The organism is Pseudomonas sp. R19M, from assembly GCF_050312585.1.
Classification (GTDB): Bacteria; Pseudomonadota; Gammaproteobacteria; order Pseudomonadales; family Pseudomonadaceae; genus Aquipseudomonas; species Aquipseudomonas palleroniana.
The window spans coordinates 107,030-132,527 of sequence record NZ_JBNPJV010000037.1; the positions used below are offsets into that span (position 1 = coordinate 107,030).

At 61.1% G+C, this 25,498-nt stretch carries 17 protein-coding genes; 5 read left to right on the plus strand and 12 right to left on the minus strand.

Annotation, left to right across the window (positions count from 1 at the left end; translation table 11 throughout):
- Positions 1-143: 143 nt before the first annotated feature.
- From ACQRBT_RS06830 to glnE, 8 genes are read right to left on the minus strand one after another with little or no spacing between them, the layout of a single operon-like run.
- Positions 144-1,583: a lipopolysaccharide kinase InaA family protein gene (locus ACQRBT_RS06830; protein ID WP_244384537.1), complete on the minus strand. Its 1,440-nt coding sequence runs from the start codon at positions 1,581-1,583 to the stop codon at positions 144-146.
- Positions 1,583-2,335, minus strand: a complete 753-nt coding sequence (locus ACQRBT_RS06835) for a lipopolysaccharide kinase InaA family protein (RefSeq protein WP_090367205.1) — start codon at positions 2,333-2,335, stop codon at positions 1,583-1,585. The genes ACQRBT_RS06830 and ACQRBT_RS06835 overlap by 1 nt, the downstream gene beginning before the upstream one ends.
- Positions 2,332-3,066, minus strand: coding sequence for a lipopolysaccharide kinase InaA family protein (locus tag ACQRBT_RS06840; RefSeq protein ID WP_090367206.1), 735 nt, complete (start codon positions 3,064-3,066; stop codon positions 2,332-2,334). Before ACQRBT_RS06840 ends, ACQRBT_RS06835 begins: the two co-directional genes overlap by 4 nt.
- On the minus strand, positions 3,066-3,872 hold the full coding sequence (gene rfaP, locus ACQRBT_RS06845) for a lipopolysaccharide core heptose(I) kinase RfaP (RefSeq protein WP_104995340.1): 807 nt from the start codon (positions 3,870-3,872) through the stop codon (positions 3,066-3,068). Before rfaP ends, ACQRBT_RS06840 begins: the two co-directional genes overlap by 1 nt.
- On the minus strand, positions 3,869-4,993 hold the full coding sequence (locus tag ACQRBT_RS06850) for a glycosyltransferase family 4 protein (protein WP_412046591.1): 1,125 nt from the start codon (positions 4,991-4,993) through the stop codon (positions 3,869-3,871). Before ACQRBT_RS06850 ends, rfaP begins: the two co-directional genes overlap by 4 nt.
- Positions 4,993-6,054, minus strand: a complete 1,062-nt coding sequence (gene waaC, locus ACQRBT_RS06855) for a lipopolysaccharide heptosyltransferase I (RefSeq protein WP_090367212.1) — start codon at positions 6,052-6,054, stop codon at positions 4,993-4,995. Before waaC ends, ACQRBT_RS06850 begins: the two co-directional genes overlap by 1 nt.
- Before the next feature lies 1 nt (position 6,055).
- A complete protein-coding gene (gene waaF, locus ACQRBT_RS06860; RefSeq protein ID WP_060755154.1) occupies positions 6,056-7,090 on the minus strand; it encodes a lipopolysaccharide heptosyltransferase II in 1,035 nt (344 codons plus the stop codon).
- 54 nt (positions 7,091-7,144) lie between these two features.
- On the minus strand, positions 7,145-10,084 hold the full coding sequence (gene glnE, locus ACQRBT_RS06865) for a bifunctional [glutamate--ammonia ligase]-adenylyl-L-tyrosine phosphorylase/[glutamate--ammonia-ligase] adenylyltransferase (RefSeq protein ID WP_198760867.1): 2,940 nt from the start codon (positions 10,082-10,084) through the stop codon (positions 7,145-7,147).
- Positions 10,085-10,466: 382 nt separating this feature from the next.
- Between glnE and aceE the strand changes: the two genes are divergently transcribed.
- From aceE to msrA, 4 genes are all read left to right on the plus strand, one after another.
- Complete coding sequence (aceE, locus tag ACQRBT_RS06870) at positions 10,467-13,112, plus strand: pyruvate dehydrogenase (acetyl-transferring), homodimeric type (protein ID WP_090367216.1); 2,646 nt, start codon at positions 10,467-10,469, stop codon at positions 13,110-13,112.
- A gap of 11 nt (positions 13,113-13,123) precedes the next feature.
- On the plus strand, positions 13,124-14,767 hold the full coding sequence (gene aceF / locus ACQRBT_RS06875; RefSeq protein ID WP_412046590.1) for a dihydrolipoyllysine-residue acetyltransferase: 1,644 nt from the start codon (positions 13,124-13,126) through the stop codon (positions 14,765-14,767).
- 304 nt (positions 14,768-15,071) lie between these two features.
- Positions 15,072-17,765: a putative bifunctional diguanylate cyclase/phosphodiesterase gene (locus ACQRBT_RS06880; protein WP_161547742.1), complete on the plus strand. Its 2,694-nt coding sequence runs from the start codon at positions 15,072-15,074 to the stop codon at positions 17,763-17,765.
- Positions 17,766-17,837: 72 nt separating this feature from the next.
- Complete coding sequence (gene msrA, locus ACQRBT_RS06885; RefSeq protein WP_090367222.1) at positions 17,838-18,485, plus strand: peptide-methionine (S)-S-oxide reductase MsrA; 648 nt, start codon at positions 17,838-17,840, stop codon at positions 18,483-18,485.
- Positions 18,486-18,642: 157 nt separating this feature from the next.
- On the opposite strand, the gene ACQRBT_RS06890 is transcribed toward msrA, so the two are convergent.
- Positions 18,643-19,479, minus strand: a complete 837-nt coding sequence (locus ACQRBT_RS06890; protein WP_060755160.1) for a 23S rRNA (adenine(2030)-N(6))-methyltransferase RlmJ — start codon at positions 19,477-19,479, stop codon at positions 18,643-18,645.
- 174 nt (positions 19,480-19,653) lie between these two features.
- Between ACQRBT_RS06890 and ACQRBT_RS06895 the strand changes: the two genes are divergently transcribed.
- On the plus strand, positions 19,654-20,931 hold the full coding sequence (locus tag ACQRBT_RS06895) for an O-acetylhomoserine aminocarboxypropyltransferase/cysteine synthase family protein (protein ID WP_060755161.1): 1,278 nt from the start codon (positions 19,654-19,656) through the stop codon (positions 20,929-20,931).
- On the opposite strand, the gene ACQRBT_RS06900 is transcribed toward ACQRBT_RS06895, so the two are convergent.
- From ACQRBT_RS06900 to putP, 3 genes are all read right to left on the minus strand, one after another.
- Positions 20,917-21,642, minus strand: coding sequence for a DUF4123 domain-containing protein (locus ACQRBT_RS06900; protein ID WP_412046589.1), 726 nt, complete (start codon positions 21,640-21,642; stop codon positions 20,917-20,919). The two genes, ACQRBT_RS06895 and ACQRBT_RS06900, sit on opposite strands and share 15 nt — an antisense overlap.
- A 26-nt stretch (positions 21,643-21,668) precedes the next feature.
- Entirely contained in the window at positions 21,669-23,681 is a 2,013-nt protein-coding gene (locus ACQRBT_RS06905) for a type VI secretion system tip protein VgrG (protein WP_412046588.1), read from the minus strand.
- 204 nt (positions 23,682-23,885) lie between these two features.
- Complete coding sequence (putP, locus tag ACQRBT_RS06910) at positions 23,886-25,370, minus strand: sodium/proline symporter PutP (protein WP_060755164.1); 1,485 nt, start codon at positions 25,368-25,370, stop codon at positions 23,886-23,888.
- Between the last annotated feature and the right edge of the window lie 128 nt (positions 25,371-25,498).

A 25,498-nucleotide genomic window follows, 5' to 3' on the forward strand; every position in this document is an offset into this window, starting at 1 on the left:
GGGAGGGGGCTTGCTCCCGATGGACTGCGTAGCAGGCCCATTTTTGAGGCCGCCGCACGGCCTATCGGGAGCAAGCCCCCTCCCACAGATTAACCATCGTCCGTTCTATCGCTTAACTGATCAGGCATTAGGTCTCGCCCGAATCAGACCTGCTTGGGCAAACGCTGGTCAATCAACTTGTAGAGCGCACTGTCCGACGGCCAATTACGCATAAACCGCGCACGATCCCTGGCAAACGCCGGGGCAAAGCTGGCGACTGAGCGGTGCTGGCACATGGCATCCAGATCGATCATTGCCCAGCGGCCTTCGTTCCAGAACAGGTTGTGCCCTTTGAAGTCGCCATGGCTGATGCGCTCGCGGATCAGTTCGGCGAACAACTGGTCCAGGGCCAACAGTTCGTTCTCAGGCGCATCGCCGTGTTCAACGTAGGGCGCGAAGCGCTCGATGATGTCCGGTCCCGGCAAGAACTCGGTCACCAGGTAAGCCCGGCCGCGCAGCCAGAGAAAACGCTTCTCCAGTACAGCCAGCGGCTTGGGTGTAGCGATCCCCAGGAACGCCAGGCGGTTGCCTTCGCGCCAGGAATGCCAAGCGCGGCTGGGGCGCCAGAAGCGCTTGAGCCAATGCACAAAACCTTTGATGTTGTATCGCTTGATCACCAACGGCCTATCAGCGACCTCTACCTTGGCGACAGTCGCCGCGCCACCGGTTTTATAGAGATGGCCCTGATCGAGCAACACGTCAGCCTGCGCCAGCACCCGCAGCATCGCCGGTTCTTCCTCACGACGAATGGCGCGCAAGGCAAAAGCCCCCCTTACGACGCTGAACAGCGTGCATTCACGGCCGACCTTGCTCAAAAAGTCCCGCAGGCGCCAGGCACTGACCTTGTGCACCTGTTTTTCCAGGGCTTCCAGCGGCAAGGCATGTTCGCCGTTGCCCAGCAGGTAATACACCAGCAGCTCCTCGGTGAACGGCTCAAGGTGTTTGGGTAGCTGGGCGAAGAACACACCGAGGTTTTCCAGCACCCGGCTGCGCGACAGCGGCTTGCCCGCTTCTTCGACACGAATCCCGGCACCATCGATCAGGTACAGCTTGCCATCATGGCGCAATAGGTTGTCCAGATGCAGGTCTTCCTGCCACAGGCCTTTGGCATGCATCTGGGCAATCGCGCCCAGGGCTTCGGCGAGTACGGCGGTTTGTTCATCTGCCAGCGGCGGCAAACCTTCGACCGCCTGCCAGGCATCGGCGAGGCTTTGCGCACCTTCGATGAACTCGAACAGCAGCCAGCCGCCCTCGCCGTCCTTCAAACCATCAGCCAGCAACAACGGCGTGGTCAGGCCGTGCTCGGCGAGCAGGCGCACACCCGAGAGTTCACGCTGAAAATGGCGTGCCGCCTTGCTGCCCACCAACAACTTGGCCAACACCGGGCGGCCACGCCACACCGCGGCACCGACGTAACGCTCACCCGGCAATACCCGCAGCAGGCTCAACAGTTGCAGTTGGCCAGGGCCCGCCGCATCCGCAAGCTCAATGGTCAGGGGCAGGTCGGGAGTACGGCCGGCCATTTTCAGCTCGGACAAACGCATCAACGGTTTTCCTTTTGGCTGCGGCGGGCGGTCAATTTCTGCAGCCATGTAGAGACCAGCGCACTGTCTTGCGGCTCGCCGAGATAGGCGGCCAGCAGTTGGCGTACCTGGTCGTCCGACCATTGCGGCGCGCGTCGCAACAACGGCTCCAGATCCTTGACGCGGTCACGCCAACCGAACAACAGCGGCCGGGTTTTCTCCAGGTCAATCAGCTGCGCGGCGTAGCCTTCATCACTGGCCCGCAGGAAAATATGCTTGGGGTAAAAACAACCATGCACCTGGCCTGCGCGATGCAGGCGCCGGGCGAGCTGACCGCACGCCAGCAGGATCGCGGCACGCTGAGCATCGCTCAATTGCGACCATTGCTCCAGCAATGTGTCCAGGTCGCTCCAGCCGTCCAATGCACGGGTCAGCAAGATGGCACGGCGCTCGCCCTGCACCTTGCGCTCACCAAAAAAGGCAGCCTGCAATGCAGGAATACCCAGCTGCCGGTAGCGGCTGATATTGCGGAATTCGCGGGCGAAGCTAGGCTCGCCGAACGGGCTATGCAAGGTACGCGTCAGATAGTTGCTTTGGCGTTTGAGGTAATAACCCTGCCCCTCCAGCTCCAGACGGAATACGCTGCTCCACCCACCACGGCTGGTGTTCGGCTCGTCGACCGCGTCCAATTGCTTGGTCCACAATGCCTCGAAGGTTGCAAGGCCATTGCGCTCAAGCAGGGCTCGGTCTTCGGCCGCCAGAAAGTCACTCATTCGCGTCCCTCGAAAAACTTCACCACATGGCGAATTCGCTGTTTGTCCGACGCCGTCAGGTGCGTACGTTGGCGGTATTGCATGTAGAACCGCAGGCGCTGGGTGGCCGACAAATGATATTTGGCAACCTTGTCCAGGCATGCCAGGTCTTTGGTAATGCGGTACTTGAGCCAGAAGCCGCGCCAGAAATCACCGTTGGGGCAGTCGATCAGGTACAGCGTCTGCTGGTCGTCGATCAACAGGTTGCGCCACTTCAAATCGTTATGGGTAAAACGGTGCTCGTGCATGGTACGGGTATATTCGGCGAGCTGGCGGCTGACCACATCCACCCATTTGCGGTTCTTGAGACGCGCATCGTTGCGGTCGGCCAGCACCGACAGGTCTTCGGTCTTGGGCAGCTCGCGGGTGATCATCGCACCACGGTCGTAGGCCAGGCCATTGCGCTCCAACCCCCAAGCCACCACATCCGCAGTGGGAATGCCCCACTTGTTGAAGCGCTTGAGGTTCTGCCATTCGGACTTGACCCGCGGCTTGCCCAGATAGCGCCGCAGGCCCTTGCCGGCGCCGGTGTAGCGCTTGACGTAGTAATTGACCCCGCCCCGCTCCACCCGGATCACTTCCGACAATGGGTCGCGGGTCAGTTGCTGGCCTTGCAGGGCGAAAACCGCCTCAAGGCTACCGAAGTCATCTTTCAGGGCCGCGTAGGCAGGTTCCAGGTTCCAACCCGCCATCAGATTGCATCCCCCAAACGTTGCTTGCGCGCATATAGCTTGTCGGCCTTGCGCTGCAGCAGGCTCAAGGATGCCGCTTGTTCGGCCAGGATCTGACGCAGCGGCTGACGGAAGTACCCCTTCAGGAAACGCAGCTTGTCGCGACGGGTAAGACCTATATCCAGCGCCGAGTAGTACAACGCAGACAGATCTTTATCACGCCAGCGCAACGGCAATTGAGCGCGCAATTGGGCACGGTGCAGGTCGATCACCGAGAGCTTGATATTGCGTGCGTCAATCGGTTGCGAGGTGTCCAGCAGGAAGTGGCACAGGTAGCAGTCACGGTGATTGACGCCACCCCGGTGCATGTCTCCGACCATGCGCGCCAATTCGGCCGTGAGGGCGTGGCGTAACGCGGGCGCAGGGGGTTCAGCGGCCCAGTTCACGGTAACGTCTTCGAGACTGAGAGTTGGCGCCAGCTCTTCGGTGATGATGAACGAGTGCTGGTCTGCCGGATTACTGCCTTTTTCGCCGAAGGCTACGCCGGTCATGGTCGGCACGCCGAGTTCCTGCAAGCGATGAATCGCCGCCCACTCAAGGCCGGCGCCCAGCACCGGCAACTTGGCGGTAATCAGGTTCTTGAAGATTTCGCCCCAGCCAATGCCACGGTGGACCTTCACGAAATACGGGCGGCCACCCACCTCGGTGCGCAAAGTACGACGTGCCGCCAGTTCGCGAAACACTTCGCCTTGCAGTTTCTCGACTTCGGCAAAGGCATCAAGCCCAGCCCATAAAGTCTTGAAGGGTTCGGCAAGGATCAACTTCATCGTTTGGGCTCCGCCAGAATCACATCCGCAGCGTGTTGCGGCATGCTGTAGAGGTCGGCCGTCTCGGCAAAGGCCAACCCATTGCGGCTCCAGGCCGCGCGCTGTGCAGTGTCGGTGAGCATGTGCGTCAGGTAATGGTTGAGCTGGCTCTGCTCGAACGGCTCATCCAGTACCAGGCCACTGTCGGCTTCAGCAATGTAGTGGGCATAACCACACACGGCCGAGACCAGCACCGGCAAACCCGCCACCAAGGCTTCGAGCAACACCGTACCGGTATTTTCGTTGTACGCCGGATGAATCAACAGGTCGGCGCCCAGCAGGAAACGCGGGATGTCGCTGCGGCCCTTGAGGAACTGCACGTTATCCCCCAGCCCCAACGCCGCGCTTTGCAGTTGGAATACCTTGGGGTCGTCCTGGCCGATTACAAATAACCGGACGCGTTTTTTCAGCTCGGGCGACAACGCGGCCACAGCCTTGAGGCTGCGATCGACACCTTTGGTCTTGAAACCCGAGCCGATTTGCACCAGCAGCAAATCGTCGTCACTCAAGTTGAATTCCTTGCGGAAACCCTCGCGAATCTCGGCGGCATTCGGCGGCGCACGGCGGTCCTGGGCAATGCCTGGCGGCAGCAGATGGAAGCGTTCAAGCGGCGTATCGTAATGTTTGATGAACAACGGCTGCTGCACTTCGGAAATCATCAGGACTTCGGTCTTGGCCTCCCTGGCGAACACCGCACGCTCGTACTCGGCAAAGTGCTTGTAGCGACCGAAATAGCGGTACAACGAGTGACGCAGGTTTTGCGCCTTGTCTTCAAAACAGCCGTCGGCGGCATAGTAAACATCCAGGCCGGGCATTTTATTGAAGCCGATCAAACGGTCCACCGGGCGCTTGGCCAGGTCCGCTGCCATCCAGGCGCTGAGTTTCTCGTTGCGACGATGGTTGAAGAACGCCTTGACCGGCGCCACCAGCACTTCAAAACCCGGCGGGATATCTCCTTCCCAGATCAACGTGTACACGCGAATCTGATGACCACGCTGCTGGCACTCCAGGGCGATACGCATGAAGTCGCGTTGCAAGCCGCCAAAGGGAAAGTATTTGTAGAGCACAAAAGCCAGTTGCATCAGTGCAGGTCCTCGGCCAGTAACAGCGTGGTCAGTCGGCTTGCCACACGCTCAGGATTCAGGCGTGTAAAGCACAATGGCGATTCACGCCGGATGTCGAACCGACGCAAGTCGTCGGCCGTGGGCTGATAGGTGCATTGCTTTTGCAGGCAGGGTGCACATGGGAAGTCACTGGCCATGTGGATCTGGCCTTTGCCATAGGCACCGGTGAGGCCGGGGTTGGTGGGGCCGAACAGTGAAAGGGTCGGCACATCCAGCGCTGCAGCCAAGTGACCAAGGCCCGTGTCCACCGCCACGCAGGCGCGGGCACCGGCCAACACACGGGCGACGCCGGCGAGGTTCAGTTTGGGCAGTACTTCGGCGTTGGGCAGCCCCTGGGCCAGGCGTTCGGCCCGGGCCTTTTCGGCAGCATTGCCCCACGGCAGCTTCACGTCCATGCCCAGGCGGCCCATCCGCTCAGCCAGCTCGCGCCAATAGGCCTCGGGCCAATGCTTGGTATCCCAGGTGGTGCCGTGCAGCAACAGTACAAAGGGCTTTTGCGGCGGCAGGCCAAGCAACTTGTCGACGTTCAGGCCGTAATCGCCCAGGGCCTTGGGCAGGTCATAGCCCAACGCCACGGCGAACAGCTGGCGCAAGCGCTCCACCGCATGTTGCCCACGGGCCACGGCCAGGCGCCGGGAATAAAAGCGCGCCGCGATGGGTTCACGTGCGGAGTTCTTATCGAAACCGGCCACCGGCGCACGCACGTAGCGCGTCAGCCAGGCGCTTTTGAGCAGGCCCTGAGCGTCGATCACCAGGTCGTACCTGGTTGACTGGATGCGTTGCTTGAAGCGTCGCCACTCACCGCTCTTGAAGGTCTGCCAGAGGTTCTTGCGCCAGCGACGAATCGCCACCGGGATCACTTTGTCCACCGCCGGGTGCCAGGTGGGGATTTCGGCAAAGCCTTCTTCCACCACCCAATCGAAGCGGATACCGGGAATGGCCCGCGCCGCGTCGGTCAGTGCCGGCAACGCATGGATCACGTCGCCCAGGGATGAGGTCTTGATTACCAATACGCGCAAACTAACGGACCTCGACCACTGAGCCCTGCAACCGCTGCAAAGCCTCGTTGACCGGCTGCGGCAGCAATTGGCGCAGGCAGTTGTAGTGACCGAACCGGCAGGTGCGGTCAAAACACGGGCTGCAGTCCAGGCCCAGGCGCACCACTTCGACCTGGTCGGCCAACGGCGGTGTGAAACCGGGTGAGGTGGAACCGTAAACGGCCACCAGCGGGCGGTTCAGCGCGGCCGCTACGTGCATCAGGCCCGAGTCATTGGACACCACCGAATCCGCGCAGGACAGCAGGTCGATCGCCTCGGCCAGCGAGGTGTCGCCACTGAGGTTCACCGCTTCTTCGCGCAGGCCGGGGATCAGGCGCTGACGGATGTCTTCGCCTACCGAGTGATCGTTTTTCGATCCGAAGAGCCACACCTGCCAACCCTCGCGGATCTTGGTCTCGGCGACTTTGGCGTAGTGCTCCGACGGCCAGCGTTTGGACTCGCCAAACTCGGCACCCGGGCACAGCGCCAACACCGGGCGGTCCAGGGTCAGGCCGAACTTGGCCAGTGCCGCGTCGCGGGTCAGCGGGTCGATCTGCAGGCTGGGGCGCGGGTAAGGCTTGGGCAACTCGGCACCCGGCTCGTAAGCCAGGGCCATGAACCGCTCGATCATCAGCGGGTAGCGCGCCTTGTCGAGGGTGCGCACGTCGTTGAGCAACACATAACGGAACTCGCCGCGCCAGCCGGTACGCTTGGGGATGCCGGCAAAATACGGCACCAGCGCCGACTTCAGCGAGTTGGGCAGCAGGATGGCCTGGTCGTACTGGCCGGCCAGGGATTTGCCGATGCGCCGACGGGTCGCCAGTTCAAGGGCGCCGTGGCCGAGCGGGAAGCTCAAGGCCTTGCGCACCTCGGGCATGCGCTCGAGGATCGGCCGGCTCCACTCGGGGGCGAGCACGTCGATTTGGCAGTCGGGATGACGCTGTTTCAGGCACTGGAACAGTGTCTGCGCCATCACCATGTCACCGACCCAACTGGGCCCAACGATCAGAATATTCATGTAGTTTCCACAAACGATGCGGGGAGGCTTATGCCTCCCCGCCCTAATAGTGTTTCAGCTCAACCCCAGCGCCTGCCAGATTCGCATCACCTGCCGCCGTTCGTCGGCGAACTGATCCCCGGCGACCGTACCGGACTCGTTTTGCAGAGCCTGGCGATGCGCAGCGGAACGGTAGGCCTTATACACCTCGCGCAGCAGGTGGGCATCGGCGGCGGGCATCAGCCCTACCTGCTCCAAGCCTTCCAGAATGCGGATATTGTCGGTATAGCGCAGCAACGATGGATGTTGCGCAGACCACGCCAAAGCCGCGTATTGCACCATAAATTCAATATCGACGATACCTCCGGCGTCCTGCTTGAGATCGAACACCGCCGTCGCCTCGAACGCATTGGCGCCGGTGCCGGCCGCCGTGGTCTTGGTGCCCAGGTTATCGCGCATCTTGGCGCGCATCTCGCTGACCTCCTGGCGCAGCTTGACCGGGTCCCGCTCACGGCCCAGCACACGGGCCCTCACCTGCTCGAAGGCCTGCCCGACGTCCTGGCTGCCCACCAACACCCGGGCGCGGATCAGGGCCTGATGCTCCCAGGTCCAGGCTTCATTTTGTTGATAGCGATCAAACGCGCCCAGTGAACTGACCAATAACCCGGAGGCGCCGGAAGGTCGCAGGCGCATATCCACCTCATACAGCTGGCCCGAGTTGGTCTGGGTGGTCAGCAGGTGAATGATCCGCTGGCCCAGGCGCGTGAAGAACTGCGCCCCGTCGATCGGTTTGGCCCCATCGGTTTCCGCCTGCGGGTCGCCATCATGGATAAAGACCAGGTCCAAGTCCGAACCATGCCCCAGTTCGATTCCGCCGACTTTGCCATAACCGACAATGATGAACCCAGGATCGCACAAGGTACCGTCCACGCGCTGCGGCGAACCATGGCGGGCCACGGTCTGGCGCCAGGCCAGGGCCAATACTTGCTCGAGGATGGCTTCGGCAAGCCAGGTGAGGTAATCGCTGACCTTCATCAACGGCAAGCTGCCGGCGATCTCCGAAGCGGCCACGCGCAGGCGGTGAGCCAACTTGAAATGGCGTAACGCCTCCATCTGCTGCTCAAGGTCGTCCTCGGGGATGCGCGTCAGGCGCTCGCGCAACTCGGCCGCCAGCTCAGGTGCCAAAGGCGGTTTGAACAGGCGACCTTCGTTGAGCAACTCGTCGAGCAGCAACGGGAACCGCGTGATCTGCTCGGCGATCCAGGGACTGGCGGCGCACAACGTCAGCAAACGGCGCAGCGCATCGGGGTTCTCGGTCAGCAGCACCAGGTAAGCGGAGCGCCGCGCGACGGCTTCCACCAGCGGCAGTACGCGCTCCAAGACCAGGTCGGGGTTGGCGTGTTCCACCGCCTGGGCCAGCAGGCGCGGGATAAACGCATCCAGCCGCTCACGCCCCAGGCGCTGCATCGCGCGTAATTGCGGGCTGCCTCGCAGGCTGGCCAGGGCCTTGAGGGCCTTGGGCGCGTCGCTGAAGCCGCCCTCGGCCAACTGGCGACACGCCGCGTCTTCATCCTGGGACTCTTCCCACAGCGGCAACCACTCACCGCCCACCATCAGCTCGCTTTCGTCGCCTTCCTCTTCATCCGGGTCAGCAATCACTTGGCGAAAATGCCAATCCACCCGACCGCGCCAATACATCAAGCGCTCATGAAAAGCCGCCCAATCGGCAAAGCCCAACATAAAGGCAATACGTGCCTGATCCTGCGGGTTGTCCGGAAGCATCTGGGTCTGCCGGTCGGCGATGGCCTGGATGGCATGTTCGGTGTAGCGCAGGAATTCATAGCCTTCGCGCAACTCGGCAATCACCGCCGGGGGCAGGTAGGCCTGGCCTTCCAGAGTGCCCAACACCTTGAGCAGCGGGCGCTGTTGCAGGCTGAGGTCGCGACCACCGTGAATCAGCTGGAACGCCTGGGCGATAAACTCGACTTCACGGATCCCCCCCGAGCCCAGCTTGATATTGTCGGCCATGCCTTTGCGCCGCACTTCCTGCTGGATCAACTGCTTCATGGTGCGCAGCGCTTCGATGGCGGAAAAATCCAGATAACGGCGGTAGACGAACGGTCGCAGCATATCGAGCAGTTGCGCGCCGGCCACCTGATCGCCCGCCACGACGCGTGCCTTGATCATGGCGTAACGTTCCCAGTCGCGCCCCTGATCCTGGTAGTACTGCTCCAGCGCGTTGAAACTGAGCACCAGGGCACCGGCCGAACCATAGGGACGCAGGCGCATGTCGACACGGAACACAAAACCGTCGACGGTCATCGGGTCCAGGGCCTTGATCAGTTTTTGACCAAGACGAATAAAGAACTCCTGATTATCCAGGGCGCGCTTCACACCCACCGTCTCGCCGCCTTCGGGATAGGCGAAGATCAGGTCGATATCGGATGACAGGTTCAGCTCCACCGCACCGAGCTTGCCCATGCCGAGAATGACCATGTGCTGCGGTTCACCACTACGACGGCCGGTCGGCGTGCCGAATTGCACGCAATGGCGCTGATACAGCCACTGGTACGCTTGGTCGATACAGGCGTCCGCCATGTCGGAGAGGTCACGGCAGGTTTGCACCAGGTCCGCCTGTCGAGTCAGGTCGCGCCAGATAATCCGCACCTGCTGACGGGTACGCTGACGACGCAGTACACGCCCCAGCTCGTCTTCTGTTTCAGCCTGTTGCACCGCGCCGGCCACCTGCCCGCACAGTTCACCTGGTGCAAAGCCGCGATCCAGCTCGCCCCAGGCCACCAGCTCCAGCAACATCAAAGGGTCACGAAGACTCTGTTCAATGACAAAATCACTGGCGGCGCATACCCGGGCGAAGTCGGCCCACCGTTGCGGCGTCCACGCAGAAAGGCCATGATCGTCATCCAGCGCGGCCACCGCGTCACGAAATGACTGCTCGGCCCGCTGGGCAAAAGGCAAGAGAATGGCCGGCAGTTCGGCCAGCGTTGGAAGGCTCATGGTCTATCCTTGATCGGCGCGTGAATGGCTTGTAGCTGTGAACGCAGGAACCACGCTCGGTGAAGGACTGTCGAACAAAGGTTAGAAATAGCTGAAATTAATTTCATTTTGGCAGCCAACATCAAACATTCACCTTTTCTTGTTCGCAAAAGATCAACAATAACGATTATGCTCACCAGCCAGACCGAGCCATACGCTCAGTCTTGTGTAGTTTTACTACTCGTATATACATTCGAAAGGCTGAAATGGCTGACGATTTGTAGTAAAACTACAGGACGCCGAAGCAACCTTCGGCCATCCAAGAATTTATGTCGTCTGCCCACAAGGCCAGTCGCAAACTCAGGCAACCGATTCTGGTAGCCTTTCCGCCCTGGAGCAAGCCATGCAAGACCTCGATCCCGTCGAAACCCAGGAATGGCTGGACGCCCTGGAATCGGTTCTCGACAAAGAAGGCGAAGACCGTGCTCACTACCTGATGACCCGTATGGGCGAACTCGCGACCCGCAGCGGCTCGCAACTGCCCTACGCCATCACCACGCCATACCGCAACACCATCCCCGTTACCCACGAAGCACGCATGCCTGGCGACCTGTTCATGGAACGCCGCATTCGCTCGCTGGTACGTTGGAACGCCATGGCGATGGTAATGCGCACGAACTTGAAAGATTCGGACCTGGGCGGTCACATCTCCAGCTTCGCTTCCAGCGCGACCCTGTATGACATCGGCTTCAACTACTTCTTCCAGGCCCCGACCGACGAGCACGGCGGCGACCTGATCTACTTCCAGGGCCACACCTCCCCAGGCGTCTACGCCCGTGCGTTCATGGAAGGCCGCATCACCGAAGAACACATGAACAACTTCCGCCAGGAAGTGGACGGTAACGGCTTGTCGTCGTACCCGCACCCATGGCTGATGCCTGATTTCTGGCAGTTCCCGACGGTATCCATGGGCCTGGGCCCGATCCAGGCGATCTACCAGGCACGTTTCATGAAGTACCTGGAAGCCCGTGGCTTCATCCCTGAAGGCAAGCAGAAAGTCTGGTGCTTCCTGGGTGACGGCGAGTGTGACGAGCCGGAATCCCTGGGTGCCATCTCCCTGGCCGGCCGCGAGAAGCTGGACAACCTGATCTTCGTCATCAACTGCAACCTGCAGCGCCTCGACGGCCCGGTTCGCGGCAACGGCAAGATCATCCAGGAACTCGAAGGTGTGTTCCGCGGTGCTCAGTGGAACGTGACCAAGGTCATCTGGGGCCGTTTCTGGGACCCACTGCTGGCCAAGGACGTCGACGGCATCCTGCAGCGTCGCATGGACGAAGTCATCGACGGCGAGTACCAGAACTACAAAGCCAAAGACGGCGCGTTCGTGCGTGAACACTTCTTCAACACGCCTGAACTCAAGGCGATGGTTGCCGACTTGTCCGACGACGAGATCTGGAAACTCAACCGTGGCGGCCACGACCCGTACAAGGTCTACGCGGCGTACCACGAAGCGGTCAACCACAAGGAACAACCGACCGTCATCCTGGCCAAGACCATCAAGGGTTATGGCACCGGTGCCGGCGAAGCGAAAAACACCGCGCACAACACCAAGAAAGTCGATGTCGACAGCCTGAAGCTGTTCCGCGACCGCTTCGACATTCCAGTAAAAGACGAAGAGCTGGAAAACCTGCCGTTCTTCAAGCCGGAGCCGAACAGCGCCGAAGCTCGTTACCTGAGCGAGCGCCGCGCCGCACTGGGTGGTTTCGTGCCACAGCGCCGCGCCAACAGCTTCAGCGTACCGACGCCAGACCTCAGCACCCTCAAGGCTATCCTTGACGGTTCGGGCGACCGTGAAATCTCCACCACCATGGCCTTCGTGCGTATTCTGGCGCAGCTGGTCAAGGACAAGGACATCGGCCCGCGCATCGTCCCGATCATCCCGGACGAAGCCCGTACCTTCGGTATGGAAGGCATGTTCCGTCAGTTGGGCATCTACTCCTCCGTCGGCCAGCTCTACGAGCCAGTCGATAAAGACCAGGTGATGTTCTACAAGGAAGACAAGAAGGGCCAGATCCTCGAAGAAGGCATCAACGAAGCGGGCGCCATGAGCTCCTTCATCGCTGCCGGTACTTCGTACTCCAGCCACAACCAGCCAATGCTGCCGTTCTACATCTTCTACTCGATGTTCGGCTTCCAGCGTATCGGCGACCTGGCCTGGGCGGCCGGCGACAGCCGTACCCGTGGTTTCCTGATCGGCGGCACTGCCGGCCGGACCACGCTGAACGGCGAAGGCCTGCAACACGAAGACGGTCACAGCCACATCCTGGCTGCCACCATCCCGAACTGCCGCACCTTTGATCCAACCTACGGCTATGAGCTGGCGGTGATCATCCAGGACGGCATGAAGAAGATGACCGAAGAGCAGCAGGACGTTTTCTACTACATCACCGTGATGAACGAGTCCTACCAGCAGCCAGCCATGCCGGCCGGCGTGGAGGAAGGCATCATCAAGGGCATGTACCTGCTCGAAGAAGACACCAAGGAAGCAGCGCACCACGTACAACTGATGGGCTCCGGCACCATCCTGCGTGAAGTGCGTGAAGCGGCGAAGATCCTGCGTGAAGAGTTCAACGTCGGCGCCGACGTGTGGAGCGTTACCAGCTTCAACGAACTGCGTCGCGATGGACTGGCCGTAGAACGTCACAACCGCCTGCATCCTGGCCAGAAGCCACAGCGCACCTTCGTTGAAGAGTGCCTGACCGGCCGTAAAGGCCCGGTGATCGCTTCGACCGACTACATGAAACTGTACGCTGAACAAATTCGCCAGTGGGTCCCGTCCAAGGAATTCAAAGTCCTGGGCACCGACGGTTTCGGCCGCAGTGACAGCCGCAAGAAGCTGCGTCACTTCTTCGAAGTCGACCGTCACTTCGTGGTGTTGGCAGCCCTGGAAGCCTTGGCTGACCGTGGTGAGATCGAACCCAAGGTAGTGGCTGACGCTATCGTCAAGTTCGGGATCAACCCGGAAAAACGCAACCCACTGGACTGCTGAGGAGATTTTTTGTGAGCGAACTCATTCGCGTACCTGACATCGGCAGCGGTGAAGGTGAAGTAATCGAGCTGTTTGTGAAGGTCGGCGACAAGGTTGAAGCCGACCAGAGCATCCTGACCCTGGAATCGGACAAGGCGAGCATGGAAATCCCTGCTCCCAAGGCCGGCGTGGTCAAGAGCCTGAAAGTTAAGCTGGGCGACCGCCTGAAAGAAGGCGACGAACTGCTGGAGCTGGAAATCGAAGGTGCCGCTGATGCGGCCCCAGCGGCGGCTCCTGCTGCCGCTGCCGCGCCAGCGCCTGCTGCTGAAAAACCTGCTGTCGAGGCCGCCCCGGCCCCGGCTACTGCACCCGCCGCCGCCAGCGTCCAGGACATTCATGTGCCGGACATCGGCTCGTCGGGCAAGGCCAAGATCATCGAGCTGCTGGTCAAGGTCGGCGATACCGTCGAAGCCGACCAGTCGCTGATCACCCTGGAGTCCGACAAGGCCTCCATGGAAATCCCTTCGCCGGCTGCCGGCGTCGTGGAAAGCATCGCGGTCAAGCTGGAAGACGAAGTCGGCACCGGTGACTTCATCCTCAAGCTGAAAGTACAAGGCGCGGCGCCTGCTGCCGCACCAGCACCGGCTGCCGCTCCGGCCGCCAAGGCTGAAGCGGCTCCGGCCGCCGCCGCCCCTGCGCCTGCGGCAAAAGCCGAGGCCGCTGCGGCCCCTGCTGCTGTCGCACCCGCGCCAAGCGGTGCCAAGGTTCATGCCGGCCCTGCGGTACGTCAGCTGGCTCGTGAGTTCGGCGTTGAGCTGAGTGCTGTGTCGGCCAGCGGCCCTCACGGCCGTGTGCTGAAGGAAGACGTGCAGGCTTACGTCAAAGCCATGATGCAAAAAGCCAAGGACGCTCCGGCCGCAGGCGGCGCTACCGGTGGTTCGGGCATTCCGCCGATCCGCACCGTGGACTTCAGCCGCTTCGGCGAAATCGAAGAAGTGCCGATGACCCGCCTGATGCAGATCGGCGCAGCAGGTCTGCACGCCAGCTGGCTGAACATTCCGCACGTGACTCAGTTCGACCAGGCCGATATCACCGACCTGGAAGCTTTCCGCGTTGCGCAGAAAGCCGTGGCCGAAAAAGCCGGCGTGAAACTGACCGTGCTGCCGCTGCTGCTCAAGGCTTGCGCGCACCTGCTCAAGGAACTGCCGGACTTCAACAGTTCGCTGGCCCCGAGCGGTAAAGCGATCATCCGCAAGAAATACGTACACATTGGCTTTGCCGTCGATACTCCGGATGGCCTGCTGGTACCGGTCATCAAGAACGTCGACCAGAAGAGCCTGCTGCAACTTGCTGCTGAAGCGGCTGCGCTGGCGGCCAAGGCCCGCGACAAGAAGCTCACCCCAGACGATATGCAAGGTGCGTGCTTCACCATCTCCAGCCTCGGTCACATTGGCGGCACTGGCTTCACGCCAATCGTCAACGCGCCGGAAGTGGCGATCCTGGGCGTGTCCAAGGCGACTATCCAGCCTGTGTGGGACGGTAAAGCGTTCCAGCCGAAGTTGATGCTGCCTCTGTCGTTGTCCTACGATCACCGTGTGATCAACGGCGCCGCGGCTGCACGCTTCACTCAGCGCCTGAGCCAGTTGCTGAACGACATCCGCACCATCCTGCTGTAAGCCTCACGGGTCTCCCTGTTACCAGGGAGGCCTGGCTGCACCGATTTCCGAGCGCCACGCTCGTACCTCAACCCCGCCACTTGGCGGGGCTTTTTTTGGGCTCTTGTTGCATAGCCAGAACAGGTTTGTACACCTTCTATCAGCCCGATTGCAGAAATCCTCCGAGCGGCCGATAACAGCCATATAGCACTTAGCCTTCATCCTCTCTTGTCAGTGCGTGCTGCATGATGCAACCTTGCCGCAGGCGACAGTAAAGAGGGCGTGAGCCCGGTGCAGTGCGCATTTTCCCAAGCGAGTTTCCCCCATGAAAAGCCAACCCGATGTCGCCCGAATGGCGGCCGAGGTAGTGACGCAATTACCGGTGCCTTCGCGCCTCGGCATGCTGCGTTTCGAGCGGCTTAATGAGGCAAGCTGGGCCATGCTTTACCTCGACCCCAATTGCGAACGCCAATTCGGCCTGCCGGCGGTCGAGTTGTGCGCCCTGCTCGGCACCCCCTACGCCAGCCTGATGGAACCCCAGGCGCGCTATCAGTTGCACGATGCGATCCAGCAGCAACTGAGCCAGAGCCCCCATTACCTGGTGCGCTACACCTTGCACACCCACGATGGGCCGCTGAGCCTGCTGGAAATGGGCGAGGCCTACAAGCAACACAATCGTCACTTGCTGCGTGGCTACCTCATGGTGGTCGACGGCCTGTTCAGTGAAGTACCGACTTTTGCCCCGACTGCCGACCTGGAAAACCAGAACAGCCGCCTGCAAATCGCCCTGGAACTCAACCAGCGTGCGCAACAGGAACAATTGCAGCACCTGGAGCGGGTACGCGCCCAGCAGGAACTGATCCTGCTGCTGGCGCGCCAGCGCTACAGCACGCCTAACTCGCTGCAGGAAGCCGCCGAGCTGATCACCCGCAGTGCCTGCGATATCTACCAGGTCGATTGCGCCAGTATCTGGAACCTCGAAGGGCAGCGCCTGGTGCCGATCTCGGCGTATCACCGCATTGACCAAAAACACCACCTGCCCGAGGCGATTGACGCCAGCGGTTTCCCGGACTACCTGGAAGCCCTGCACAGCAGCCGTGCCATCGACGCCACCCACGCGATGCGCGATCCGCGCACGCGTGAAATGGCCGACCATCTGCGCGCCAAGGACATCTACGCGATGCTTGACGCGAGCATCCGCGTCGATGGCCATGTCGTCGGCGTGTTGTGCCTGGAACAGAGCGGTCGAGCACGCGACTGGCAGTCCGATGAGATCGCCTTTGCCGGCGAACTGGCCGACCAGTTCGCCCACGTGATCAACAACCACAACCGTCGCGCCGCCACCAGCGCGCTGCATTTATTCCAGCGGGCAGTGGAGCAAAGTGCCAACGCCTTCTTGCTGGTCAATTGCGATGGTGTGGTGGAGTACGTCAACCCCAGCTTTACCGCGATTACCCAGTACAGCGCCGAAGAAGTCCACGGCCATCGCCTGGCGCAGCTGCCGGCGCTGGAGAACCTCAGCGAGTTGCTGTTCGACGCCCCGTCGAGCCTGGCCAAGAGCAACAGCTGGCAAGGCGAATTCAAGAGCCGGCGCAAGAACCTGGAACCCTACTGGGGCCAACTGTCGATTTCCAAGGTGTATGGCGACAACCGCGAACTGACCCACTACATCGGCATCTACGAAGACATCACCCAGACCAAGCTGGCCCAGCAGCGTATCGAGCGCCTGGCCTACACCGATAACCTGACCAACCTGGGCAACCGCCCGGCGTTTATCCGCAACCTGGATGAGCGCTTCGCCCGGGACAGCGACAGCCCTATCAGCCTGTTGCTGGTGGACATCGACAACTTCAAGCGGATCAACGACAGCCTCGGCCACCAGACCGGCGACAAACTGCTGATCAGCCTGGCCCGGCGCCTGCGTAACAGCTTGAGTGCCGGCGGCAGCCTGGCGCGCTTTGCCAGTAACGAGTTTGCGGTGCTGCTGGACGATGCCGACCTGGAGACGGGCCAGCAGGTCGCCAGCCAACTGCTGACGACCCTCGACAAGCCCATGTTCGTCGACAACCAATTGATCAGTATCACCGGCTCGGTGGGGCTGGCCTGTGCGCCACTGCATGGCCGCGACCCGCAGACCCTGATGCGCAATGCCGGCCTGGCCTTGCACAAAGCCAAGGCCAACGGCAAACACCAGGTGCAAGTGTTTACCGAGGCGCTGAACGCCGAGGCCAGCTACAAGCTGTTCGTGGAAAACAACCTGCGCCGCGCCCTGACTCAGAACGAGCTGGATGTGTTCTATCAGCCCAAGCTGTGCCTGCGCAGCGGCCGCCTGCTGGGCATGGAAGCGCTGCTGCGCTGGAACCATCCGGAAAAGGGCATGATCCGCCCCGACCAATTCATCAGCGTGGCCGAAGAGACCGGGCTGATCATCCCCATCGGCAAATGGATCGCCCGCCAGGCCTGCCGCATGAGCAAGCAATTGAGCGCCGCCGGCATGGGCAACTTGCAGGTGGCGATTAACCTGTCGCCCAAACAGTTTTCCGACCCGGACCTGGTCGCGTCGATTGCCACGATCCTCAAGGAAGAACAGCTGCCGGCGAATCTGCTGGAGCTGGAACTGACCGAAGGCCTGCTGCTGGAGGCCACTGAAGACACGCGCCTGCAACTGGACCAGTTGAAGAGCTTCGGCCTGACCCTGGCCATGGACGACTTCGGCACCGGTTACTCGTCGCTGAGCTACTTGAAAAAATTCCCCATCGACATCATTAAGATCGATCGCAGCTTTATCCACGAAATCCCGGACAACCAGGACGACATGGAAATCACCTCGGCGGTGATCGCCATGGCCCACAACCTCAAGCTCAAGGTGGTGGCCGAAGGTATCGAGACCGCCGAACAACTGGCGTTCCTGCGTCGGCATCGCTGCGATGTGGGCCAGGGCTACCTGTTCGACCGGCCGATCCCTGGCTCAGAGCTGATGAAGATGCTTAAACGCTACCCGCGCGGGCCAATCGCCTGACAGCGATGTAACACTCGGGCACACTGACTGTCTGAATTCTTACCTAACTCAATCTGACTGAGAGGACTGATCATGGTCTTGCGCTCGGAAATTCTGGTGAACAAAAACGTGCTGCCTACTCAAGAACAAGCTTTGCCCGGCCGTGAAACCCCAATGGCGCTGCCGGACACCCACTTCGTCAACGGCAACCCGCTGCTGGGCCCATTCCTCGACGACGTCGGGTTCGCCATCTTCGGCCTGGGTTGCTTCTGGGGCGCCGAGCGCAAGTTCTGGCAGCGCGATGGCGTGGTCAGCACGGTGGTCGGGTATGCCGGTGGCTACACGCCGAACCCGACCTATGAAGAAGTCTGCTCTGGCCTGACCGGCCACAGCGAAGTGGTGTTGGTGGTGTATGACCAAGCCAAGGTGAAATACGAAGACTTGCTGAAGATGTTCTGGGAGCTGCACAACCCGACCCAGGGCATGCGCCAGGGCAACGACATCGGCAGCCAGTACCGCTCGGTAATCTACGCCACCACGCCTGAGCAACTGGCAGCGGCCAAAGCCAGTGCGCAAGCCTATCAGGCCGAACTGACCAAGGCCGGCCTGGGTGAAATCACCACGGAAATCGAAGAAGCGCCGACGGTGTACTTCGCCGAGGCGTATCACCAGCAGTATCTGGCGAAGAACCCGCAGGGGTATTGCGGCATCGGCGGCACCGGCGTGACCTGCCCGATCTGACCCTAACCCTGAACTTGTAGTGAGCGGGCTTGCCCCGCGCTGGGTGGCGCAGCCGCCCCAAACCCAGGCACCTCGGTCCTGCTGAAACACCGCGGCGTCCTTGTTGGGGCGGCTACGCCGCCCAGCGCGGGGCAAGCCCGCTCACTACAATCAGCAGTTACTCGGCAATAAGCCAATCCATCTGCCACCCGCCCTGGGTCTGGCCAAGCTTCTTGGACAGCCATGGCAGCAGCTCACGCAATTCCTCCTCCAAGCCCCACGGCGGGTTGGCGATCGCCAGGCCCGAGCCGGTCAGGGTGTTGGGCGTGTCCAGCGGATGCACCAGCAATTCCACACGCAGCAACTTCGGCGCACCGGTGCCGGCCAGGTCTTGGTAGAAACGGCGCAACATGCGCTGGTCTTTCACCGGATACCAGATGGCCGCAACGGTCTGACGCATGCGGCCCACCGCCTCTTTGAGGGAAGCCGCGCAGCGTTGCATCTCGTCGAGTTTTTCGAACGGCGGGTCGATCAGCATCAGCGCACGCTTTTCCGGCACGGGCAGCAAGGCACGCGGAACATGCCAGCCCTCGCCCAGGTGCACCTTCACACGACGATCACCCTTCATGTTGTCCTTGAGCAACACGCCATCGTCCGGGTGCTTTTCATTGAGCAGCACACGATCCTGCGGGCGCGTGAGACGCCGCGCCAGCTCCGGTGAACCCGGGTAGTAACGCAATTGGCCGTCCGGGTTCATCTCGTGCAATACGCGCATGTAATCGGCGGTCAGTGGCGGCAGGTCGCTTTCACCCCACAGGCGGGCGATGCCTTCCAGGTATTCACCGGTGCGGTTGGCCTGGTCACCTTGCAGGTCGTACAGACCAATGCCGGCGTGAGTGTCGAGGTAGGCGAACGGCTGCTCCTTGCGCGACATCAGGGCGATGAGGCGGGTCAAGGTCAGGTGTTTGAAGACATCGGCATGGTTGCCGGCGTGAAAGGCGTGACGATAATTCATGGTTGCTCCTGCGCAGGGGGCGAAGTTTACCTTCTACGTGAGCAAAGGTGCAGGGCTGCGTGTCGGGCGACGCTTATGCCGCAAACACAGGAGGCCGGCTGAAAAAAATCTAAATGGCGTGGCCAGGGTGGATTTATTGTGGCGATCCGTTCTCCAGGGAGGTCAATAACAATCATGAAAGACGCCACCATCGCGCTGCACCACGGCTTCAAGTCCGACCCGACCACCAAGGCCGTCGCCGTGCCGATCTATCAGAATGTCGCTTTCGAATTCGACAACGCCCAGCACGGCGCCGACCTCTTCAACCTCGACGTGCCCGGCAATATCTACACGCGCATCATGAACCCCACCAACGATGTGCTGGAGCAACGTATCGCCGCCCTCGAAGGCGGTATCGCGGCGTTGGCGGTGTCGGCCGGCAGTGCCGCCATCCACTACGCAATCCAGACCCTCACCCGCGCCGGCGACAATATTGTCACCACCCCGCAGCTCTACGGCGGCACCTATACCCTGTTCGCCCACTTGCTGCCGAGTTTTGGGGTCGAGGTCCGTTTTGCCCGCGATGACAGCGCCGCGGCCATCGCCGAACTGATCGACGCCAATACAAAACTGGTCTACTGCGAAAGTATCGGCAACCCGGCGGGCAACATCGTCGACCTCGAAGCCCTGGCAGCGGTGGCCCACGCCCGTGGCGTACCGCTGATGGTAGATAACACAGTGGCTACGCCGATCCTGTGCAAGCCGATCCAGTTCGGCGCCGACATCGTCGTGCATTCAGTGACCAAATACATCGGCGGCCATGGCAATTCCCTGGGCGGCGTAATCGTCGACAGCGGCACCTTCCCCTGGACCCGATACCCCGAAAAATTCCCCGGGCTCAACAACCCTGAGCCGGCCTATCACGGCGTGGTCTACACCGAAAAATTCGGTCCGGCTGCCTTCATTGCGCGCGCCCGCACCGTGCCCCTGCGCAACACCGGCGCAGCGCTGGCGCCGATGAATGCCTTCCTGCTGCTGCAAGGCCTGGAAACCCTGGCCCTGCGCATGGAGCGCCACACTGAGAATGCCCTCAAGGTCGCGCAATTCCTTCAAGGCCATGCTGCGGTGGAATGGGTCAGTTACGCCGGGCTGCCGGACCACCCGCATTTCGCTTTGGCGCAGAAATACCTGCAAGGCAAACCCTCGGCGATCCTCTCCTTCGGCTTGAAGGGTGGCTTTGATGCCGGTGTACGTTTCTACGACGCCCTGCAGATATTCAAGCGCCTGGTGAATATCGGCGACGCCAAGTCCCTGGCCTGTCACCCGGCATCCACCACCCATCGGCAGATGAATGAACACGAGCAAGCCAAGGCCGGAGTAAAGCCCGAGATGATCCGCCTGTCGGTGGGTATCGAGGCGATTGACGACCTGATCGACGATCTGCAGCAGGCGCTGGGTTCAACTCAACTCTGAGGCGAGGTAATCGGCCAGCGCTGCGGGGCTGATCGTCGGCCTGCGCGCCCAGTAGGCGACCTTGTGCTGCAAGGTCGCCGGCGTAAACCCTGCGTACAGGTCGGGGCGCTGTTCTTCGAGCCGTTGCAGCAGGTTGTCGATCAGGGTTTGCGGGGATTGTTCTGCCACATGCGCCAATAGAGGTGCAGGCACTCGCCACCAGGGGCTGGTCTTGGCAACCGTGACCGCACCAGGCGCAACCGTCAGCGGCCGGCCATTGATCAGGTACCGCTGGAACACCGGCAATACCCTCCCCGCGTCATCGCCCAGGCCCTGCACAACCGGCAGAAACTGAGCGCCATCCCAAAAACGCAAGAACACCACCTGGCCGTCGGGCAGATAGACCTTGGTCAGGCTTTGCAGATGGGCAATCACGATGTCGAGCGAGCTGGACGACACCGCCAACCAGCCCCAATCCATAGCGTCAGTGGTTGCGACCCAATCGAGAAAGGCACTGCCCGGCTCGACGATACCGACATGAGGCATGACCTCATCCCACTCGGCATAGGCGGTGCCTGCCCAGATCGATTGGGGCAGCATCCCGCCGCCCATGGCTTGCCAGTGGCCAAAGGGTTTGGCATCGCTGGTACCACTCAAGATGGCGAAGATCCGCTCATCAGCCTGCAGAGGGTGTTGTGTGATCCAGGCATTGGGGGTCAGCAGCTTGTTCATCGCGGTAAACTCCTTTCAGGTTAGGCTCAGCCACTGTGTCGAGGGATATCACACTGGCCATGCTTGCAGCGCTCACACTCCTCGCAGAACGGCGCGCTGCGTTTCAGGCTGGCCACTTGAGCGCGACTCAGCGGAGCGGGTATTACCGCCAGCAGCGTTGCCTTTATGCCCGGTAGCAACGGCGCAACAGCGGGAACCGGCGCCCCGCCAAGCTGGATCGGCACACTGCTGAATATGCCGCCCGCTGAAACCGTGATCGATTGGCCGCCCGCCTGAATCGTCACGCTGGCACCGGCATCGATCACGACACTCTGCCCGGCGCCGATCTGAACGGTCCGCCCAGCCTGTATTTGCTGCGAACCACCGACCACCAGATGATCATCCTGCTTGAGTTCAGTCAGGCGGTTACCGTGGGTGATGCGCTGCTCTTCGCCCTGCAATTCATGGTGCGACTCGCCGCCCACCGTTATCCGGCGCAGGTTATCCACCTGCACCTGCTGATCATGCAGCACATGCTCAGTCCAGTCCCGCTGGGCGCGCAGGTAGATCTCCTCGGCCCCCTTGCGGTCTTCGATACGCAGTTCGTTGTAGCCACCCCCGCCTGGGCTGCTATGGCTGCGCAAGATACTGCGGGTCTTGTCCGCCGGCAGTTCGAGGGGCACCGGTGTCGCCGCGTTGGGCAGGCAACCCATGACCACCGGCATATCCAGGTCGCCATTGACGAAGCCCACCAGCACCTCCATGCCGACCCGCGGGATCAGCACCGAGCCATAACGATCATGCGCCCAGGCACTGGCCACCCTCAGCCAGCAGCTGGAGTGGTCGTTGTGTTCTCCCGTACGATCCCAGGCCATTTGCACTTTGACCCGGCCATACTCGTCGCAATGGATTTCGCTGTCGTCAGGCCCAGTGACCACCGCATGCTGATACCCGGAAATACTCGGGCGTGGCTGCTCCGGCAGCGGCGGCCGGAAAATCACGTCCCAGGGTGCCGCCCTGAATTCATTGCGATACCCCTGGCGCAAATCCCCGCCGGCCACCTCGACCACCGCTTCCTCAAGCACCTGGGGCTGCCTGCCTTCGTGCGTGACCCGCGTCACCAGCCACAGGTCGTTCCAGTCGTCACGAGGGTGCCCGCTCAACTTGAGGAAACGGCCACTGACCAACGCCGGCTCATCAGCTTGGCCATGGGCGACGCGGTAGTCGCTGCGATGCCGCTCCAGCCTGTGCTGCGTCAGGCATTTGCCATGGGAGCGGTCGGAAAATTGGCCGGGAAAACCCTGCTCCAGCAGCCGAGGAAGCTGCTCGCCAGCCACTTCACTCTCCAACGTCAGGCGTGGTTTACGGAAGTCGTAGTCGCGCAGGCTGACCGCAGTAGTGCGGGTTTCCAATTGCACGGTCATGCGCCTGACCACCGGCGTATCCGCCACCATTCCGGAACCGGGCATGTAAGCGGTGGACTGTTCGGCCTGGGTAAACACCGTCTGGTCATCACCGAACACCAGCAGGTGCCCTGCGGGCGAATGCTGGAAGTGATAGTGAATGCCCAACTCGGCGCACAACCGCTGGATGAATGCCAGGTCGGTCTCACCAAACTGCACGCAGTACTCACGCGCAGGGTAGGTACCGCTGAGTTGGAATTTGAACCGGTCACTCTGGATGCCCTGCACCTCCAGCACTTGCGCAACGATCTGCGGCACTGTCAGGTGCTGGAAGATGCGCTGGTGACTGCTGTGTTTCAGGTACGCCAGTTGCGGCACCAGGCTGACCTGATAACGCGTGAGACGCCGCCCGGAGTCACCTTGTGCCACCCGGTAAACCAGGCCGTGGACGCCATGCCCCTGGTCATCAAACCCGAGATACACCTGGCGATGCAGCAGACTTTCCAGGTCGAGATCAGGTTGCTCGCTGACCAGTTCAAGGTTGAAACGGTAGGGCTGGTTGATGGCTTCGGTCCCCTTGAACTCCAAGACCTTGAGCTCACTGGGCTCCCCATCAAGGGTGAGGGTAAAAGCACTTTGATTAGCAGGAGCGAACATCCGGTGTTTCTCTGCGGGAAGTAGGCGGATGATTCTGCACCACTGTTCTACCCCGCTGAGCACAGCCTGGATAAATCAGTAACGCCCTACATGTACACGCCCGAATCTTCTTCGGCCCTGCGAAAATCACGCGCAAAAAAAGGCCCGCCATCCGTAGGACGCGGGCCTCTTTTTCAATTCAGCGCAGGCTCAACACCTGACGAATCACTTGTTGAGGTTGTAGTCTTTTTCCGCAGCATTAAAACGCTCGACCATACCTGCGGTCGGTGCGCCCAGCTTGCTCACGAAGTAGATCGCGAGGCTGGCGAAGATAAAGCCCGGGATGATTTCGTACAGGCCGAGCAGGCTGAAGTGTTTCCATACGATGACGGTGATCGCACCAACCAGGATACCGGCCAGTGCGCCGTTGCGGGTCATGCCTTTCCAGATCACCGAGATCAGTACCACAGGCCCGAATGCTGCGCCGAAACCGGCCCAGGCATAGCTCACCAGGCCCAGCACGCGGTTGTCCGGGTTGGCGGCCATGGCGATGGCGATCAGGGCCACCAGCAGCACCATGGCACGGCCGACCCAGACCAGCTCCAGCTGGGACGCATTTTTACGCAGGAAGGTCTTGTAGAAGTCTTCGGTCAAGGCGCTGGAGCACACCAGCAACTGGCAGCTCAGGGTACTCATCACCGCCGCGAGGATGGCCGACAGCAATACACCGGCAATCCATGGGTTGAACAGCAGCTTGGCCAACTCGATGAACACACGTTCGTGGTTCTCGGTCACTGGACCTGCCACCTCCGGATGCGCCGAGAAGTAAGCGATACCGAAAAAGCCCACCGCCACGGTGCCACCCAGGCACAGGATCATCCAGGTCATGGAGATGCGACGCGCCTTGGCGATCGACTTCACCGAATCGGCCGCCATGAAACGCGCGAGGATATGCGGCTGGCCGAAGTAGCCCAGGCCCCAACCCATCAGCGAAATGATGCCAATGAAGGTGGTGTTCTTCAGCATATTGAAGTTGTCGGGATTCTTGGCTTCGATGGCCAGGAAGGTGGTGTCGACGCCACCGGTGGCCAACAGCACGATGATCGGCGTGAGGATCAACGCAAAAATCATCAGCGTGGCTTGCACGGTGTCAGTCCAGCTGACGGCCAGAAAACCACCGACAAAGGTGTAGGCAATGGTCGCTGCAGCGCCGGCCCACAGGGCGGTTTCGTAGGACATGCCAAAGGTGCTTTCGAACAGGCGGGCACCGGCCACAATGCCGGACGCGCAATAGATGGTGAAGAACACCAGGATCACTACCGCAGAGATGATCCGCAGCAAGCCGCTTTTATCTTCGAAACGGCTGGAGAAATAGTCCGGCAGGGTCAGGGCATCGCCGTTGTGTTCGGTTTGTACGCGCAGGCGACCGGCCACGAACAGCCAGTTCAGGTAAGCACCGACGATCAGGCCGATGGCGATCCAGCTTTCCGAGAGGCCCGACATGTAGATCGCGCCCGGCAAACCCATCAACAACCAGCCGCTCATGTCGGAAGCGCCGGCCGACAGAGCCGTCACCACGCTACCGAGGCTGCGACCGCCAAGGATGTAATCGGAAAGGTTGTTGGTGGAGCGATAGGCCATGAAGCCGATCAGTACCATTGCTGCGATGTAGATCACGAACGTGATCAGGGTTGGATTGCTAACGCTCATAAGAGTGACGCCCTGGCTTTGTTTTTATGTAGCGGCGGTCTGTCAGACGGCTACCCAGTGTTAACCGGGTAGACGAAACTGCGTGCCGCGCATTTATGACTGGCGTTTCCCCAGGAAAGCCGCCAGCC

Bases quoted from the DNA above. Each gene is read 5' to 3' on its own strand.
- ACQRBT_RS06900 (WP_412046589.1), bottom strand. From the start codon at position 21,642: ATGAACAAGCTGCTGACCCCCAATGCCTGGATCACACAACACCCTCTG.
- ACQRBT_RS06830 (WP_244384537.1), bottom strand. From the start codon at position 1,583: ATGCGTTTGTCCGAGCTGAAAATGGCCGGCCGTACTCCCGACCTGCCC.
- glnE (WP_198760867.1), bottom strand. From the start codon at position 10,084: ATGAGCCTTCCAACGCTGGCCGAACTGCCGGCCATTCTCTTGCCTTTT.
- putP (WP_060755164.1), bottom strand. From the start codon at position 25,370: ATGAGCGTTAGCAATCCAACCCTGATCACGTTCGTGATCTACATCGCA.
- ACQRBT_RS06835 (WP_090367205.1), bottom strand. From the start codon at position 2,335: ATGAGTGACTTTCTGGCGGCCGAAGACCGAGCCCTGCTTGAGCGCAAT.
- ACQRBT_RS06850 (WP_412046591.1), bottom strand. From the start codon at position 4,993: ATGCAACTGGCTTTTGTGCTCTACAAATACTTTCCCTTTGGCGGCTTG.
- waaF (WP_060755154.1), bottom strand. From the start codon at position 7,090: ATGAATATTCTGATCGTTGGGCCCAGTTGGGTCGGTGACATGGTGATG.
- msrA (WP_090367222.1), top strand. From the start codon at position 17,838: ATGGTCTTGCGCTCGGAAATTCTGGTGAACAAAAACGTGCTGCCTACT.
- ACQRBT_RS06880 (WP_161547742.1), top strand. From the start codon at position 15,072: ATGAAAAGCCAACCCGATGTCGCCCGAATGGCGGCCGAGGTAGTGACG.
- ACQRBT_RS06905 (WP_412046588.1), bottom strand. From the start codon at position 23,681: ATGTTCGCTCCTGCTAATCAAAGTGCTTTTACCCTCACCCTTGATGGG.
- aceE (WP_090367216.1), top strand. From the start codon at position 10,467: ATGCAAGACCTCGATCCCGTCGAAACCCAGGAATGGCTGGACGCCCTG.
- ACQRBT_RS06890 (WP_060755160.1), bottom strand. From the start codon at position 19,479: ATGAATTATCGTCACGCCTTTCACGCCGGCAACCATGCCGATGTCTTC.
- ACQRBT_RS06840 (WP_090367206.1), bottom strand. From the start codon at position 3,066: ATGGCGGGTTGGAACCTGGAACCTGCCTACGCGGCCCTGAAAGATGAC.
- rfaP (WP_104995340.1), bottom strand. From the start codon at position 3,872: ATGAAGTTGATCCTTGCCGAACCCTTCAAGACTTTATGGGCTGGGCTT.
- ACQRBT_RS06895 (WP_060755161.1), top strand. From the start codon at position 19,654: ATGAAAGACGCCACCATCGCGCTGCACCACGGCTTCAAGTCCGACCCG.